The following is a 13,475-nucleotide window of genomic DNA, read 5'->3' as shown; positions in this document are numbered from 1 at the left end:
TGATTTTCCTTTATATTAAAAGCATGAAGGTTCTTGTAATATCAAAATGATTGTAATCTAGTTTAATATCTAGTAAATACACCATAGATCATGGAATTACTTGACGACAAGATGAGAGTTTGGTTAGAGAGTGCAAAATTTGTCAAACCAAATCCAGGGGTATATGTGCTGTACAATAGAAGTAAATATCCAATATACATTGGGGAAACCAACAATCTTGAAGAGACATTCACAAAGTATGTAGATACTGAATTTGAAGACAATGAATGTATGCAAAAAACTCAATTTTATCAGAGGGTATTTGCAGACAATCCAAAGGAATTACAATTGCAAGTAATTGAGCAATTCAGAAATGAGACAAATGAACTACCTTCATGTAATTCTGAGATTAAAATAGAAACACATTAAATTCTTCCACGATAGTACCAAGAACTTGAGATTACTAGAAAAATATCTCACAGCAGTATACAATATGAAGGACAAACCACCAAAATTTCTTTTCATTTGATTTTTAATCACATATTACGCCCAGCATAGGAGAAAACAATTAATCTAAGACTGCTGTAATGTAGCAATGCATCAATGTTACTATTGTGAGCAGATTTTTGATTCAAAAGAAGCACTATATGACCATGTAGAAGTCCATTCAGATGCAGAAAGAAACAAGGAAATAATGGACAGAAAAAAGAAAGCACAAAAAAAATAGTTTTTCAGCCTCAATTAAAAAAAATAGAGTAAAGGTAAGAAATAATCACATTCAGGTGGTCATATAACAACTTGGTTTTAAAATAATATGGACTGGGTTGAAGCAATATTGCAAAAATCATGCGAGAGAACACTAACAAAAGAAGAAGTTCTTCACAGCTTGTTTCATATGATTGAAGTTAATGAGAATACTCTTAATCAAATTCAATCAGACAAAAGAGATTTTGGACCAGAATTAGAAGAGTTAAAGCAAACTGAAATCAGAGATATAGATTTCCATCTAAAATACTATAGGAGTTTAGTGAACTACATCAATTCCATTCAAGAAAATAAAATTTTTGAGAAACAACATTAAGCACTACAAGATTTTATAATTTTAATTGTTCAAATTTTAAATTGTATTCAGATAATTTTTCTAAATTGCCTCCATAATCAGTAGATTCATCATATTCTTGTAATCTCTTTTCAAGAATTTGTTGCAATTGTTCAATTTCCTGAGCAATCATTTTACCAGAATCTTCTTTGGCAAGTTGTTTTCGTTGGTCTTCATTTTTCCCTCGCGTTGGAAATGTCTTACCTTCAAATTTAGTTTGTAGATAAGAGATGTTTTCGCGTTTTACAAGTTCTGCCAGATCAAAACGTCCTTGTTCATATTTCAATAAGTGATCGTTTGCTGCAGAAGGTCTAACTGAAGATAATAAAGGGCAAAACTCTACAGAAACTTGGATGTTTTTGATCAAAAACAGTATTTCACTGCCCATTTTTTCAGAATCAACTGTCCAGGTAAATCCATATTTTATCACACTATGAGAATCTGCATATGATGCAGGATTATGTTCTGCTTTAAAATCAGACCATTTTAGAGAGTGTTGTTTAGTCCAAAATAGATTCTCGTTTTCGCCCATACCTAACAATTTGAAAATTTCTGAATAATTAGATTGTGATTAAGATGGTTTTCCATCACGCCCACTAAATTTTCCAATAGGTTGAAAAGTATCAAATCCCAGCCAAGAATAATTTTTAGATTCTTGCGAGCTATGAAAATTTTGATGTTCTGTTAATTCAGAATCACCCCATTCTCCATCATGAATGAAAGGACATTTTTCATGAATTCCATTTTTTTGAATACCCTTACACGTGATTAACAAACATGTGACATTGAGTTTTAGAATTGAAAAATTTTTTGTTAAAAAGAGTGTGTTTGACGGCTAACGATTCTAGGGGAATGGTCGGTTAAGGCAAACATAGGAACGCCGTCAAACGGATGACTCGATATATCTGGAACAGTTTAGACTAAAAGAAAGCGTATGTATTTTTTGAACACACATCAGTAAGCATTCTAGGCTCAAAATATTAGGCACAAAAATGGATCATTTTTTCAACCCTTTTTGATCAAAATGCAAGACACTCTTTTCTTTAAGAATTTTTGAAGAAACTAATCATTACAAATATTGGAAGCAAGGTGATTGCTTGTTTGATATCTGGCCGTAACTCCCAAAGAGTCGATGCAAAAAAGATATCAAACTTGCTTGCTTTCCAAATTCAAACTATTAATTTTAGATAATTTCAATAATTTATGATGAACAATAGATTTTACATGTGGATGGGCATGTCAGTAGTAGCATTAGTAGCAGGATTCATACTTTTGTTCAGTTAAACAGATTAACTTTTTTGGGTTAAAAATCAATTTTTATGTTGTTTTTTCATTTTATGAAAATTTTTAGAAGTAAAGTATTGCCATAGGTGTAGCTGGATGGTTGATAATCGCACTAACGCATCACGGCATTGATTATCAACTTTTATCTGTGGCCAAATCAATTTGGATGAGGGTTTGAGGTATAATCAAATTTTTCTTTCTCAGAAAATAGTTCAAAATTATTTTTTTCCAAATCTAAGACATCATGAAATGCAGGACACAGATTATCAATTGAAAACAATTCTTGGCATGTAGGACACTGAATAACTACATGAGTGCCCCAATCACATTCAATCTCATCAATTAATTCAAAGTTAACAGATTTATCACAAATGCATTTTATATTTTGAAATTTCTGAAAATCCACAAAAAATGATTCTTGGAATTAAATATAATTTATTAGCAGTTAATAATTTACAAAAATATGACAGAGTGTCCAACATGTAAACTTGCTATGGAATCTCATTCCACATCAGAATTAATGGAGTGTTGTATGAAACAAGTTGGGGATGAATTTACTGAAGAACAGGAAGGAATATGTCCCAATTGTAAACATGACATAAAAAAACACTCAGACAAAGAGCTTGCAGAATGTACTATTGAGTATCTAAAATCAGGAATTCAGTAATCTAGTTAAGATTAAACAATAGAAAAATCAGAAGCAGGTATTGAACCAAACTACAAGAGAATTAATCAGAAAGTATTCTCCAATGTGGACTAACAAACAAGTTTGGGAGTTTGATCAGTTAAACGAGGATTTGAGATTTGATGTGATCTATGTAAAACCTCAAGAATATGATGAGAGTATGTGGAAATCAAAATCAGGCTACCCTGACTCAGAAATACGAGATACAGTAGTCAGAACATTTGACAACATGTTAGATGGAGAGGAGTTATGGATTTCAAACAAAAATAATAGAAAGATTGACGAAAAACATGTGCCTTATCTCATGGCAGTTATGGCAGATGTGATGATTGAAGAAGAAATTTGCTTAAATTTCAGAATTGAAAATGAATGTTTTGTAGTTTCAATTGATTCAGATGCAGATGTAATTGATTGCAAGGAATTTTTTGAAGAGTTTTATCATTTGGCCACAGGTTTCAATTACGATACAGATACAGGCATTCCAGAAGATGAAACAGAAGCTGAAATGTATCTAACAAGACTTCAAGAAGAGTTTGATGAAAAAATGAAGAGTATTCTAGGTGATAAATATTTGCCAGGAAATAATGATCCAGATACAATTAATGCAAAATGATTATCTAAAATACTAGATCATATTTTGATTAAACATGTCAGAAAGAAGACCCTATAGAAAATTTTCAAAGAAAGGTCCTTCATTGACTACTGAACAAAAAATTGAAAAATTCATTTTAAGAAATTCCGAAAATGGATATTTCACTAAAGTCACAACAATTCCATACAAGTTTGAGATATCTGAAAGTAAAGCATGGGATGTTGTTGGTGAATTATTATCAAGTGGGAAAATAGAGTCAATACACGATAATATTTCAGGAGAAATGAAATTATGCAAAACAGGTCAAATGTATTCAATAATGAATTCAGAACAAAATAGAAAAAGACAAAAATCAAATAATTTCAAAAAGAAAAAATCAAAATCATCCAAATAACATTAAACAAATACTTAATTTCAGGAATTAATTCAGGATAGTATGGAGGATGAAAATTTACCTGCACAATGTCATCCCACAATAAAACCAAAAAAGAAGAAAGAAGAGAATAAGAAAAATGATACAGTGTAAATTATGCGGCACTCCCTTAGGAAAAGAGCCAACAGCAGAGGAACTAGAAAAACATTGGAAAAAACATCATAGTTGGCATTGGGAATCAAACAAAGAGAAAACTCCTGAAGAAGCGTTATTAAAAAAAAGAGACTAACAACGTCTTGGAGTAGTGGTCGTTTATAGCATGCCTAGACCACTAATCGAAGGCGTTATTACTAGTACAGGCTCAAAATATAAAAAAACAAACAATTGATTTCCAAACATTTGTTTAAAATAAAATAAAATTTGAAACTAATTTACAGAATAACAAGCAGATAATTTATCAATTTTGCAGTGCATTTAGACATTATGAGAGATGATTTTGCAGAATATACCAAATGTACAACATGTGGAGTTGCATTACTATATTGTGACTGTAACTGCCCATATTGTGGGAAAAGAGAAGCATGCGAGTGTGAAATATCTTCATTGAGAATCACGCCTTGATTCTCTTTTTTGTTTTGAAAAAAATTATTTTTCAGCTACATACTGCGAAAAAATTCACTTGTAATTAGTAATAGAAATTTTGTAAATAGGGCACATGTCAGTAATAGAGGCATATGATATCAAGGCACGAAAAAAAGTGTCTATGAAAGACCCACAACCATATCTCATGAAAAATGGTTCATGGGCATTAAAAGGAACTAGCTCTGAGACTGGGATCAAATTATTCAAAATTGTTGGAAGAACAAAACCATCAATTACCCAGTCAAGATTTGAAGCATTCAAAAATCTGTTTACAAGCAGAAAATGTGAATGTGACAAAGATTGCTAGTATTTTTTTATTACACACATCATCAACCATTAGAAAGAATTAATGTGAGATTTTTTTAGGAATTACATGGCATTTGAGATAGATTGGAGAAAAAACTTTTACGGTATTTCATGGGCTCATGAAAAAGACAGAATAGTAGTTTCAATCGTTTTTGAAGACAAAGATGAAGCTGTGGAAATCTCAAAAAATATTGAGAATTGGAGTGAAAAATTTACCAGATTAACAATTATCGAAAAAGAAGAAGATGAATTTGCATTATGTTGCTATCAAGATCCTCAAGTTTCAAAGAGCGATAAACATATTGGATTGTTTAGAACAGGAATGAGACAAAGCAGTGGATATAATCAGGTTAAACCAGTCATAGTAGAAAAGGCGCCACTTTTACAAATTGCTTTTGCAGCAGATGCCATAGATATCACCACATATGAAGAAGTATCAAAACTCATCCCAATTAGAAAATTTAGAATTATCAATGAAAAAGATTTGAAAAAACAAGAATTCTATTATGAAAAAATGTCAACATTGTAAAACTAAAAAATGGTAGGATTCAAAAAAATTTGAATCATACCATCTATGGTCGGGTAACGATAATTATGAAAATTTGATATAAAGAATAACTACTAATTTGTTCATATCTTTGATACTGATAAATCATTCATTCTTGTTAAATACAAAATTCCCCATACCAAATCATGAATAATAATAATAACAATCCAACATGGGAAGAAGCAATTGGCCTTTCATGGCTAATATCTGATGAGTAACATGCCTGAATTCTCATGCAGTCCAGACTGCTGGTGTAAAAAAATCAGCATTGACGAAACACCTTAGAAAAATCTAAGGGTTATTTTTTTCATTTTAATACATAAATCATATAATCAAAAAAATAAGAATATGCATTGTGATGATAAAAGAACATTATTTGTCTTAAAACAAGGAATTGAAGAGACATGGGATTTGTTAAAAAAATCAGATTTCACGGATGAGTCACTGATAAAAAAACTCAACATAGAGATACAAGAATATTTTGAATACAAAAAATCATCATAAATTTAGAACTGCTTAAGTAACATTTTGACGTAAAATATGGCATGAATTTTGAAAATCTCTTAAAGAGAATAATGGATTCAGACGTAAACATACGACATAGCATAGTCACAGATAATGAAGGAAACATACTTGCTACAAGCCATAGAGATGGTGTGACAAACTATTTGTCACAACAAGAAACTGAGGCATCTCTGAAAAGAGCTGCTCAAGCTTGGAAAGGAAGAAAAGAACTCCGGCCAAAAATTGGAAATGGTTTGTATGCAGTAGCAGCATTTGAAAAGATTACAAGAATGACATTTCCGCTAGGAGATGACAATCTGATCTTTGTTAGTATGGGTTCAGACACAGTAAGAACAGATGTTCATGAAGGTGGTCAAAAACAAATTGTTGAACATGTTCTAAACATACTTAGTCGCGACCCAACCAAAGAATAACATAAAGAAATTGTCAGTAATAGAACATACCAAAGAGTGCAAATATAGAATGGATAATGATATGCCACATACTAATTGTTATTGTAAATGCCACAAAATCATTATGGCAGATTCAGCAAAGATGGAATCAAGGACTTTTTGACTCTTTTTCAGGCTCAAAATTTTCAATGATTTCAGTTACTCGAGTCATGATTGTTTCTTTAATTTGATTTGGAGTCATACCAGAAGTATGCATGAGTTTCATTTGATCAAGTAACGCAAAATGTACACGGCCTTGAAGATAATCCACTATCCCATAACCTTGTTTAGGAAACTCTGTAACAAACAAGTCATGTTCAGAAGTATCAGATGTTTCAGTCATAAATTAATTTGTTAAAAACTAGTTATAAAATTTCCAAATATTCATTAAACTACACAAAGGATTCACAATATGACAGAATTTGTCCATAAACCATATGACAAAATCTATGTTCGAGATATGATCAAATTAGATTTAGACGATCTTATCGGCATGATGTCTTCACTAGAATCTGCTAATGCATATTGGGTTGACGGAGTACTTTTTGCCAGTTTTGCAATGACAGAATCCGAAGAATTAGCTAAAAAAGAGATGCAAAATGAGATGTATCTTGACAAAATCATTTTTGCAAAGTATGAAAACTATACCAAGACAGTAAAATCCTCAACTAATCTTGAAATCGGAGTACTAAATATGAGCAAAAGTAAGTTATACAAAGACTTGATTGCATGGTTAAAATCACAACCTATCTGGAATGAATAATTTAGAAAGAATATTTTCAATCTAGCTTGAAAGAATAGTATGATCCATGTGAATCATCATGCATTGTAGATGGAGTTCTTCATCTGTAGTGTGTCCATGTTTTTCACATCTAAATTGATTTGGTTTAGAGCAAACACTACATTTCTTATACACTTGTAGTTGGCCACCACACTTTCGACAAGATGAATCTTTCATAGTTTGTTTTTGTTGAAAATAAATTTAAACCATAGTAAAATTAGAACAGACTAATTAGGTCACGCTAATTAGTGGACACTAATTAGAAGAGACTAATTTTCAAAGCATTTAATAGAAAAATTTTCTAAAACGTAACATGGAAAAAAACTGTAAAGTTTGTGGAAAAAATTTCAATACAAATTCAAACGTTTGTTCTATGGAATGTACATTAATTTCTGTATACTAATTTTAAAATAACATTCATGCAATGATTAATTGTGAATCAAGATACAGACATTAAAGAAAAAATTTTTGAATATATCAAAAACAGATCAGAGATTAATGAAACAACTGCAATACGACACATTCAGAAAAGGTTTAACATAGTAGAAGAAGAAATTGAAGAAATTCTGACCAAATTATTTGAAGAAGAAAAAGTTAAAAAAATCTATGATGAGGAATATCAAGAAAATAGATTCAAGATATAATCATTAAATCAATCTTTTTAAGAGAATGAATTAACAAAAAACTATGATGTTAAAATCAGAAAAATCAATAAAAGAATATCTCAAAAAATTACCAGATGACACAATTATCAAATATTATTTAGATGTGGAATACAGTCCATTTCCAGTCCTAGTAATTGAAGAATATACACGACGCTTCAAGAGAAAGACAAAAAATGAGATAATCAAAGATTTGAAATATCAGAGCAGGTTAGCACGTAAAAAAACCCTAGAATTAGGCAAAATGGCAAAAAATCACAAACTTGTAGATGATGTAACCAAACAAAAATCCGATGAAATTATCAAACATGCAAAGAAGAAAGGATTTGAGATCAGCCAAGCAATATCAAAAAAGAAAACAAGCCTCACCACCAAACTCAGAAAATCTGCAAAATCAGGTACAGTTAAAAAGAAAATTTCAAAAAGATTGAGAACACCCGCCCAAAAACATCTTGAAGAATTAGAAAAACTTGGAAAGCTAAAAAAACAGGGATTAATTACTGTAAAAGAATTTCAGGAAACAAAAAAGAAGATTTTATCAAAAATCTAAACTAGATATTACACACACCATAAAAATATCGACAAACACATCACCAAGATAGTATCAATTGAAGATTTTTTTGCACTAAGAATTTTGATATGTTTTAAACATTGAAATCCAATTTTGGAGTATCTTTCTATTTAGATCAACAAAAGTTTTAGAATTATCATTCATTGTTTTTGCATAATTTTTTCCTTGCTCAATATTTGTAACGGTCATTTTATGCAAGATGGAACGGAATTTTATTGTCTCATCAGACATGTTTTCAATTATGTCTTTTGTAGCATCTGAAAATAAATAATCAAAACCAGATTTGTTCATGAATTCTTTTTGAAGAGAAAGTTGAGAAGTTACATAGTTCTTCCATAATTTGTAATACTCATTTTGTAAATCAAATAATGTTTGTTGTATATGAGGAACATTTTGTTCTAATTCTAGAAAATATTTTTTATTTATTCTTTCAAATAAATCAAAATCAGTATTTTGTGATTTTTCAGACATGATTTTTTTGTAAATTTTGTGAATTTAAACTTGAAGGTTAAATTCTTACATCAAATTATTCTAAAAATGAAATGAATATACACTAGTGAATTATAGAAAAAAGCCTAATGATCACATTTGAAAATAGAGTTCGCTACGAATACAAGATAAAAACAGCCAGAGTAGATACCCTTGTAAAATCAATATTATCACATAGAGATCCTAAAAGTCAAGAAGCTAAAGATGCATCAAAATTTCTAGATGTATTGATCACAGAAATTGATAGATTTTACGAAGAAAATAGTGAATTATTATCAAAAAAAGGCAAAAGACCTCATCCACGTTCACGTTTGCCAGAAAATAAAGTATGGAATGAGAATGTCGAAAAATATTATGAGAAAAATCCTCGAAAAAGACCTAGAAAATAAAATATCAAATGATTAGTTAAGAAAACTAACTAATCGTCATCGAAGTCATAATCATCGTCATCATAACATTCGATGAAATCAAATTCTTCAAACTTCATAATTATATCATGACTCCAAAGTAAATAGATCTTCAGTAAAGGAACTATGATATTCTATGATTCTATATAGTTAGACCAAGCCTAGAAATTCTCAAATATTGTCACATTAAAAATACAACCATGGAGAATCCAACTGAGATCAATTCAGTATATTGGGATGAAAAATCAAAATCATGGCAATACAAAGTTGTTTTAGTTGAAGAATATCACGGATTCACAGAATGTCAGCATTGTAGAAAACCAATGTCTCACAACATCAAGAGTGAAGGTGAATTCAAAGTTGTTTATGTAAAATGCGGGTGTGCACGAGAATAATTATTTTCCATAAGACATGTAAATTAAAACACCAGATAAAATAACTATCAAAATTGCAGGAGGTATCCAAGATTTCATGACATCACTTCGTTGTTTAAATAATATTTTTCAAGGCGTTCATACAATGGTTCAAGATAATCATCACATGTTTTAACAAATTCTTGACGAGTATTTTTTTCACTACTGACAAGTATTACCACTTGGTTAATTTTTTGTCCTGTGACTTCTTGAAACATTTGAGCATAACAGGTAGTTTGCAAATAATATTCATACATGTATTCATCAACTTGAGGTTTTCTTTTTGTTTTATAATCGATAATGGATAGTTCACCATTGTATTTTGCAATAAGATCACTAGTTCCTGCAACCTTTAGTTTGTCTGAATACATTCGTTGTTCAATACATGTAACATCAGAGATATTTTCTAAATACGATTTCAAATTATGAAAGTGAGCAATAGGAAGTAAATCAAATTCTTCCAAATTCAGTTTATTACTCAAATAATCTTCAATGATTTGATGAGACTGAGTTCCAATATGTTGAGATTGCGCTGTAATGTATTCATGAGCGGGTTCATTTTCTTTCCAAGATGCTAAGCCATTTTTCTTTTCTTCAGGAGCAGTTGCAGATAGAATTGTGTTAATTGAAGGATAGATTTTATCAAATTTTGTTTTATACCAATGTCCATCCTCTCGGTCAAGTAACATAGGTTCTCTTATTTTCAGCATCTGAGCAAAATTAGGCATGAATTAATTTAGAATACTAGTAATTTAATGCTAAGTCATTTGATCATCTTTTGAAATTTATCAAATTCAGACTTTGTTTTTACGAATTGATCAGTATTAATTTTTAAAGAAAAAAGAGTTTCCATTTTTTCATTTATTATGAAAATTCGCTCATCAAAGATCAGAGTTTCAATAAATTCATCATTAGGATATACAGTAAATTGAAAGAATTGTTCGTCAGTTTTTATTTTTAATTGGAACCCCATTAAAAGACCAAGTTCCTCATCTTTGTTCAAAAATCCTGTAAGATTAGCTTGAAGCGAATGATTGTCCTTTATCAGGTCATAACTATTTTGAGTATCAATGATACATGAAACTGGTTTTCCCTGAATATGTAAAATGACAGATTTGTGGGTAGGAATAAAATCTTCAGTGTTAGTCATTTTATCTAAAGGCATACTCTATCAGAGAATTACAGTATCTGTTAAGTATCACGATTTTTCAGTAAATTTATGAGTAATCTAGACGATTCAATTGGGAAAATTTTGCTAGAATTGCAAAAAGATGATCCAGAGACATTTTCAAAATTGATGAAAAAGGCACAAGAAGAAAATCCAGAATTGTTTGATGATACTGATGTTGAAAATAAAGAGATTGAAGAATATAACAAAAAAGTAGAAGAATATAACAAAACTATTGATGAAGAATAGTTTTTCACAATAACCTCCGATTTTAAACTAAAACCATCCTAATAATCTCCTTGAGTTACAAATGTCTTATTTGCAATGTTGTGTTAAGGACACCCAAAAAATTAGAAGATCATCTGCAAATAGAGCACAAATGGGGCAAAAAACGAGAATTGTAGGCTCAAAAAAGGGTTTTTGGAAGAATTGATTTTTTAATGAATAGTCAAAATGTGAACTATTGAATTTTATATCAAAAAAAGTTCTAGACTTTCAAAAAAAGAAGCTCATATCAGCAGAAGAAACTTTGAAAAAACATATTCACGAATTGGAAAAACTTGAAAAAATCAAAAATACAGATAATGAAAAAGAGTTTAAAAATTCTAAAAAAATGGTAAAAATCTGGATAGATAATGTTGAAAAAATCAAAAAAGAGATTAAAAAAATCGAATCAAGATAAGAATAAAAAATTATGAAATTTAAAAAAGATTCAAAATCAATTGAAGAGAATTCAGAATTAAGAATACTTGCAGAATACAATAGAAGATTTAAACAAATGAAAATTACTCAAAAAAAAGCAAACAAATTACGAGACATGGAGATGGATAAAGAAGCAAAAAAGATTCAAGGCTCAGTAAATTTGTTACTTGAAGAAATTGAGGCATATTATAGAAGATACCGTAAGGTGTTAACAAAGTATGGAACTTTACCAGAACCGCCATTAGAAATTAACATAACAAAAGAAGAAAGAGACATTGCAACGGCATGGAAAAATGCCCACAGAAAAAAACATGGAATATAAAAAAGAAAAAATTTAAGAGTTATTGTAATTGATTATGTCAATAATTTAGGATTAGTTTTATCAGATTCTAATTGTCGTATAGCGTTAAACTCTAGGCATTATGGCAAGTTTAGATCTTGCAGAGATCACAATCACAGAAACTATTGAAACGATCAATATCGCCATCACAATTGTACCAAATTCAGGCACCGCCTGAGTGCCTATAACATCAATAGTATGTACACTATGGCTATAATTTACTTCCAATTCAGTTTCAATCTCAGAGCTAGAAGTAACTATTACTTGGTCATTTGCCATGGCTTTACCATCAATCATAACTTTGAATGTGCCACTTACCATACTTTTTGGGATGGATATGTGGGTAACTCCTTTAGTTCCAGACTCCCCTTCAACAACTACAGAAACTTTTTTCTGGTCACCATTGAATTTAATATCATTTACAGTTGAATTAGAAGCAATTTTAACATCAAAATCACCATGATTTTCCACATTTATTTTGAATACTTGTGCAGGAACAATAGCAATTTTGGTACTTGCACCAACATTGGTTTGTCCTTTCAAACCAATTAAATCACCAACACCACTTTCAAAATTAATTGAAGAGGTTACAGTGTAAGATCCTTTTGGCAGATTATTTGGTAAATCAAATTCAGCAGAATATTTTCCATCCGTTGTAATTTGAGTATCAGTTTCATAAACAATATTTTTTGTCTTATCAAAAATCTTAACAGTTACAACATTATCATTACTCAAATTTGCTAATAATTCTGACCATAACGAGCCCTGAATTTCTATTCGTTCTCCAGGTTTATACAAATGTTGATCAGTTTGTAACATGATAGAGTTTTTTGAGCTAACAGATGGCATAGGATATTTTGTTGGCAATCCAACAGAAGCAGAGATATTACCTTTGGTGGAAACAGCAATGTTACCTACAGATGTTTTTGTTTCAGAGTCGGATTTTGATTCAGATTTTTGTGTATCTTGTGCTTTTGTGTCAGATTCAGATTCGGATTTTGATTCAGACTTTACTTCACCTTTTGTGCTAGATTTTACTTCTGCAGAAGATTCAGAACCAGATTCGTTTCCTATTTCAACGCCAACTTCAGTTTCAGTTTCAACACCTATCTCAGTCTGTGCAAATATGAGTGAAGGAGATGAAAGCAATATCAAAGATAAGAAACTGATAACAAAAATCGAGTTATTCACAAAATACAACATACAAAATATTACTTAAACATAGATCGATTCAAAATGATTTACTGTAATGAATAATGAACATCGCAAAATAGAACAGTTCCATTTGGCAAAGTTTTTGCAGTAATAGAGTGGCCATCTTCTAATCCTTTACCACATACATAGCACTCAACTTTACTTACCGAAGTTGAGACATGTTGTTTTTTGAGAACTTGGATGTCCTGCATAATTGCTCGATTTACCCCCTGCATACCAACTATCCTACGATCAACTATGCTATAAAGGTACCGTACTATACGG

General features: G+C 30.4%; 29 protein-coding genes. 19 read left to right on the top strand and 10 right to left on the bottom strand.

The genetic code is table 11. The features are described 5' to 3' along the window. Positions 1-90 precede the first annotated feature (90 nt). The 3 genes from ACX12B_RS04080 (at position 91) to ACX12B_RS04070 (ending at position 1,060) form a co-directional block, all read left to right on the top strand. The gene (locus ACX12B_RS04080; protein ID WP_459352780.1) at positions 91-408 is read left to right on the top strand and encodes a hypothetical protein; all 318 of its coding nucleotides are present in this window, start codon (positions 91-93) and stop codon (positions 406-408) included. Positions 409-574: 166 nt separating this feature from the next. Then, positions 575-706 carry a hypothetical protein gene (locus tag ACX12B_RS04075; RefSeq protein WP_459352779.1) on the top strand — a complete coding sequence of 44 codons (132 nt, stop codon included), beginning with the start codon at positions 575-577 and terminating at the stop codon, positions 704-706. A gap of 87 nt (positions 707-793) precedes the next feature. Continuing rightward, entirely contained in the window at positions 794-1,060 is a 267-nt protein-coding gene (locus ACX12B_RS04070; protein WP_459352778.1) for a hypothetical protein, read from the top strand. A 13-nt stretch (positions 1,061-1,073) separates the two neighbouring features. Here the strand turns inward: ACX12B_RS04070 and ACX12B_RS04065 are convergent, their stop codons facing one another. The 3 genes from ACX12B_RS04065 to ACX12B_RS04055 all read right to left on the bottom strand — a co-directional run bounded on the left by ACX12B_RS04065 (position 1,074) and on the right by ACX12B_RS04055 (position 2,768). Then, the gene (locus ACX12B_RS04065) at positions 1,074-1,610 is read right to left on the bottom strand and encodes a hypothetical protein (RefSeq protein WP_459352777.1); all 537 of its coding nucleotides are present in this window, start codon (positions 1,608-1,610) and stop codon (positions 1,074-1,076) included. 39 nt (positions 1,611-1,649) lie between these two features. Next, a complete protein-coding gene (locus ACX12B_RS04060) occupies positions 1,650-1,853 on the bottom strand; it encodes a hypothetical protein (RefSeq protein ID WP_459352776.1) in 204 nt (67 codons plus the stop codon). Positions 1,854-2,519: 666 nt separating this feature from the next. After that, positions 2,520-2,768: a hypothetical protein gene (locus ACX12B_RS04055; RefSeq protein WP_459352775.1), complete on the bottom strand. Its 249-nt coding sequence runs from the start codon at positions 2,766-2,768 to the stop codon at positions 2,520-2,522. Positions 2,769-2,825: 57 nt separating this feature from the next. Here ACX12B_RS04055 and ACX12B_RS04050 point away from each other — a divergent pair, with 57 nt between their 5' ends. From ACX12B_RS04050 to ACX12B_RS04015, 8 genes are all read left to right on the top strand, one after another. Beyond that, a complete protein-coding gene (locus tag ACX12B_RS04050) occupies positions 2,826-3,029 on the top strand; it encodes a hypothetical protein (protein ID WP_459352774.1) in 204 nt (67 codons plus the stop codon). Between the two features lie 40 nt (positions 3,030-3,069). Then, positions 3,070-3,660: a hypothetical protein gene (locus ACX12B_RS04045; protein ID WP_459352773.1), complete on the top strand. Its 591-nt coding sequence runs from the start codon at positions 3,070-3,072 to the stop codon at positions 3,658-3,660. Between the two features lie 34 nt (positions 3,661-3,694). After that, a complete protein-coding gene (locus tag ACX12B_RS04040) occupies positions 3,695-4,033 on the top strand; it encodes a hypothetical protein (protein ID WP_459352772.1) in 339 nt (112 codons plus the stop codon). A 118-nt stretch (positions 4,034-4,151) separates the two neighbouring features. Then, on the top strand, positions 4,152-4,301 hold the full coding sequence (locus ACX12B_RS04035; protein WP_459352771.1) for a hypothetical protein: 150 nt from the start codon (positions 4,152-4,154) through the stop codon (positions 4,299-4,301). A gap of 426 nt (positions 4,302-4,727) precedes the next feature. Continuing rightward, a complete protein-coding gene (locus ACX12B_RS04030; RefSeq protein ID WP_459352770.1) occupies positions 4,728-4,961 on the top strand; it encodes a hypothetical protein in 234 nt (77 codons plus the stop codon). Positions 4,962-5,027: 66 nt separating this feature from the next. Next, positions 5,028-5,489, top strand: a complete 462-nt coding sequence (locus tag ACX12B_RS04025; RefSeq protein WP_459352769.1) for a hypothetical protein — start codon at positions 5,028-5,030, stop codon at positions 5,487-5,489. 366 nt (positions 5,490-5,855) lie between these two features. Beyond that, a complete protein-coding gene (locus ACX12B_RS04020; RefSeq protein WP_459352768.1) occupies positions 5,856-6,011 on the top strand; it encodes a hypothetical protein in 156 nt (51 codons plus the stop codon). Between the two features lie 41 nt (positions 6,012-6,052). Next, positions 6,053-6,445, top strand: coding sequence for a hypothetical protein (locus tag ACX12B_RS04015; RefSeq protein ID WP_459352767.1), 393 nt, complete (start codon positions 6,053-6,055; stop codon positions 6,443-6,445). A gap of 127 nt (positions 6,446-6,572) precedes the next feature. Here the strand turns inward: ACX12B_RS04015 and ACX12B_RS04010 are convergent, their stop codons facing one another. Then, positions 6,573-6,806, bottom strand: a complete 234-nt coding sequence (locus ACX12B_RS04010; RefSeq protein ID WP_459352766.1) for a hypothetical protein — start codon at positions 6,804-6,806, stop codon at positions 6,573-6,575. Between the two features lie 69 nt (positions 6,807-6,875). On the opposite strand from ACX12B_RS04010, the gene ACX12B_RS04005 reads away from it, so the two are divergent. Then, positions 6,876-7,226, top strand: coding sequence for a hypothetical protein (locus tag ACX12B_RS04005; protein ID WP_459352765.1), 351 nt, complete (start codon positions 6,876-6,878; stop codon positions 7,224-7,226). Positions 7,227-7,247: 21 nt separating this feature from the next. Here ACX12B_RS04005 and ACX12B_RS04000 read toward each other — a convergent pair whose 3' ends face one another. Further along, positions 7,248-7,421 (bottom strand): hypothetical protein, encoded by a 174-nt coding sequence (locus tag ACX12B_RS04000; protein WP_459352764.1) that lies wholly within the window; start codon positions 7,419-7,421, stop codon positions 7,248-7,250. Positions 7,422-7,678: 257 nt separating this feature from the next. On the opposite strand from ACX12B_RS04000, the gene ACX12B_RS03995 reads away from it, so the two are divergent. Continuing rightward, a complete protein-coding gene (locus ACX12B_RS03995) occupies positions 7,679-7,888 on the top strand; it encodes a hypothetical protein (protein WP_459352763.1) in 210 nt (69 codons plus the stop codon). Positions 7,889-7,931: 43 nt separating this feature from the next. Beyond that, on the top strand, positions 7,932-8,456 hold the full coding sequence (locus tag ACX12B_RS03990; RefSeq protein ID WP_459352762.1) for a hypothetical protein: 525 nt from the start codon (positions 7,932-7,934) through the stop codon (positions 8,454-8,456). 75 nt (positions 8,457-8,531) lie between these two features. On the opposite strand, the gene ACX12B_RS03985 is transcribed toward ACX12B_RS03990, so the two are convergent. Then, on the bottom strand, positions 8,532-8,948 hold the full coding sequence (locus ACX12B_RS03985; protein WP_459352761.1) for a hypothetical protein: 417 nt from the start codon (positions 8,946-8,948) through the stop codon (positions 8,532-8,534). A 107-nt stretch (positions 8,949-9,055) separates the two neighbouring features. Here ACX12B_RS03985 and ACX12B_RS03980 point away from each other — a divergent pair, with 107 nt between their 5' ends. Together ACX12B_RS03980 and ACX12B_RS03975 are read left to right on the top strand one after the other, a co-directional pair. Then, a complete protein-coding gene (locus ACX12B_RS03980) occupies positions 9,056-9,355 on the top strand; it encodes a hypothetical protein (RefSeq protein ID WP_459352760.1) in 300 nt (99 codons plus the stop codon). A 218-nt stretch (positions 9,356-9,573) separates the two neighbouring features. After that, a complete protein-coding gene (locus tag ACX12B_RS03975; protein WP_459352759.1) occupies positions 9,574-9,768 on the top strand; it encodes a hypothetical protein in 195 nt (64 codons plus the stop codon). A gap of 74 nt (positions 9,769-9,842) precedes the next feature. Here the strand turns inward: ACX12B_RS03975 and ACX12B_RS03970 are convergent, their stop codons facing one another. Together ACX12B_RS03970 and ACX12B_RS03965 are read right to left on the bottom strand one after the other, a co-directional pair. Beyond that, positions 9,843-10,514, bottom strand: a complete 672-nt coding sequence (locus tag ACX12B_RS03970; RefSeq protein WP_459352758.1) for a PD-(D/E)XK nuclease family protein — start codon at positions 10,512-10,514, stop codon at positions 9,843-9,845. Positions 10,515-10,549: 35 nt separating this feature from the next. Further along, positions 10,550-10,951: a hypothetical protein gene (locus ACX12B_RS03965; RefSeq protein WP_459352757.1), complete on the bottom strand. Its 402-nt coding sequence runs from the start codon at positions 10,949-10,951 to the stop codon at positions 10,550-10,552. A gap of 54 nt (positions 10,952-11,005) precedes the next feature. Between ACX12B_RS03965 and ACX12B_RS03960 the strand changes: the two genes are divergently transcribed. The 3 genes from ACX12B_RS03960 to ACX12B_RS03950 all read left to right on the top strand — a co-directional run bounded on the left by ACX12B_RS03960 (position 11,006) and on the right by ACX12B_RS03950 (position 11,978). Further along, a complete protein-coding gene (locus ACX12B_RS03960) occupies positions 11,006-11,203 on the top strand; it encodes a hypothetical protein (protein WP_459352756.1) in 198 nt (65 codons plus the stop codon). A gap of 214 nt (positions 11,204-11,417) precedes the next feature. Further along, positions 11,418-11,636, top strand: coding sequence for a hypothetical protein (locus ACX12B_RS03955; protein ID WP_459352755.1), 219 nt, complete (start codon positions 11,418-11,420; stop codon positions 11,634-11,636). Positions 11,637-11,648: 12 nt separating this feature from the next. Continuing rightward, the gene (locus tag ACX12B_RS03950; RefSeq protein WP_459352754.1) at positions 11,649-11,978 is read left to right on the top strand and encodes a hypothetical protein; all 330 of its coding nucleotides are present in this window, start codon (positions 11,649-11,651) and stop codon (positions 11,976-11,978) included. Between the two features lie 84 nt (positions 11,979-12,062). On the opposite strand, the gene ACX12B_RS03945 is transcribed toward ACX12B_RS03950, so the two are convergent. After that, positions 12,063-13,187, bottom strand: coding sequence for an MG2 domain-containing protein (locus ACX12B_RS03945; RefSeq protein ID WP_459352753.1), 1,125 nt, complete (start codon positions 13,185-13,187; stop codon positions 12,063-12,065). A 50-nt stretch (positions 13,188-13,237) separates the two neighbouring features. Next, complete coding sequence (locus tag ACX12B_RS03940; RefSeq protein WP_459352752.1) at positions 13,238-13,426, bottom strand: hypothetical protein; 189 nt, start codon at positions 13,424-13,426, stop codon at positions 13,238-13,240. Positions 13,427-13,475 lie beyond the last annotated feature (49 nt).

The organism is Nitrosopumilus sp. S6 (genome assembly GCF_054515815.1).
This window is presented reverse-complemented; position numbering and strand designations above follow the sequence as displayed.

What these genes read in the sequence shown, in the direction of transcription:
- ACX12B_RS04080 (WP_459352780.1), top strand. Translation starts at nt 91, where the DNA reads ATGGAATTACTTGACGACAAGATGAGAGTTTGGTTAGAGAGTGCAAAA.
- ACX12B_RS04075 (WP_459352779.1), top strand. Translation starts at nt 575, where the DNA reads ATGCATCAATGTTACTATTGTGAGCAGATTTTTGATTCAAAAGAAGCA.
- ACX12B_RS04070 (WP_459352778.1), top strand. Translation starts at nt 794, where the DNA reads ATGGACTGGGTTGAAGCAATATTGCAAAAATCATGCGAGAGAACACTA.
- ACX12B_RS04065 (WP_459352777.1), bottom strand. Translation starts at nt 1,610, where the DNA reads ATGGGCGAAAACGAGAATCTATTTTGGACTAAACAACACTCTCTAAAA.
- ACX12B_RS04050 (WP_459352774.1), top strand. Translation starts at nt 2,826, where the DNA reads ATGACAGAGTGTCCAACATGTAAACTTGCTATGGAATCTCATTCCACA.
- ACX12B_RS04040 (WP_459352772.1), top strand. Translation starts at nt 3,695, where the DNA reads ATGTCAGAAAGAAGACCCTATAGAAAATTTTCAAAGAAAGGTCCTTCA.
- ACX12B_RS04035 (WP_459352771.1), top strand. Translation starts at nt 4,152, where the DNA reads ATGATACAGTGTAAATTATGCGGCACTCCCTTAGGAAAAGAGCCAACA.
- ACX12B_RS04030 (WP_459352770.1), top strand. Translation starts at nt 4,728, where the DNA reads ATGTCAGTAATAGAGGCATATGATATCAAGGCACGAAAAAAAGTGTCT.
- ACX12B_RS04025 (WP_459352769.1), top strand. Translation starts at nt 5,028, where the DNA reads ATGGCATTTGAGATAGATTGGAGAAAAAACTTTTACGGTATTTCATGG.
- ACX12B_RS04020 (WP_459352768.1), top strand. Translation starts at nt 5,856, where the DNA reads ATGCATTGTGATGATAAAAGAACATTATTTGTCTTAAAACAAGGAATT.
- ACX12B_RS04015 (WP_459352767.1), top strand. Translation starts at nt 6,053, where the DNA reads ATGAATTTTGAAAATCTCTTAAAGAGAATAATGGATTCAGACGTAAAC.
- ACX12B_RS04010 (WP_459352766.1), bottom strand. Translation starts at nt 6,806, where the DNA reads ATGACTGAAACATCTGATACTTCTGAACATGACTTGTTTGTTACAGAG.
- ACX12B_RS04005 (WP_459352765.1), top strand. Translation starts at nt 6,876, where the DNA reads ATGACAGAATTTGTCCATAAACCATATGACAAAATCTATGTTCGAGAT.
- ACX12B_RS04000 (WP_459352764.1), bottom strand. Translation starts at nt 7,421, where the DNA reads ATGAAAGATTCATCTTGTCGAAAGTGTGGTGGCCAACTACAAGTGTAT.
- ACX12B_RS03990 (WP_459352762.1), top strand. Translation starts at nt 7,932, where the DNA reads ATGATGTTAAAATCAGAAAAATCAATAAAAGAATATCTCAAAAAATTA.
- ACX12B_RS03985 (WP_459352761.1), bottom strand. Translation starts at nt 8,948, where the DNA reads ATGTCTGAAAAATCACAAAATACTGATTTTGATTTATTTGAAAGAATA.
- ACX12B_RS03980 (WP_459352760.1), top strand. Translation starts at nt 9,056, where the DNA reads ATGATCACATTTGAAAATAGAGTTCGCTACGAATACAAGATAAAAACA.
- ACX12B_RS03975 (WP_459352759.1), top strand. Translation starts at nt 9,574, where the DNA reads ATGGAGAATCCAACTGAGATCAATTCAGTATATTGGGATGAAAAATCA.
- ACX12B_RS03970 (WP_459352758.1), bottom strand. Translation starts at nt 10,514, where the DNA reads ATGCCTAATTTTGCTCAGATGCTGAAAATAAGAGAACCTATGTTACTT.
- ACX12B_RS03965 (WP_459352757.1), bottom strand. Translation starts at nt 10,951, where the DNA reads ATGCCTTTAGATAAAATGACTAACACTGAAGATTTTATTCCTACCCAC.
- ACX12B_RS03960 (WP_459352756.1), top strand. Translation starts at nt 11,006, where the DNA reads ATGAGTAATCTAGACGATTCAATTGGGAAAATTTTGCTAGAATTGCAA.
- ACX12B_RS03950 (WP_459352754.1), top strand. Translation starts at nt 11,649, where the DNA reads ATGAAATTTAAAAAAGATTCAAAATCAATTGAAGAGAATTCAGAATTA.
- ACX12B_RS03940 (WP_459352752.1), bottom strand. Translation starts at nt 13,426, where the DNA reads ATGCAGGGGGTAAATCGAGCAATTATGCAGGACATCCAAGTTCTCAAA.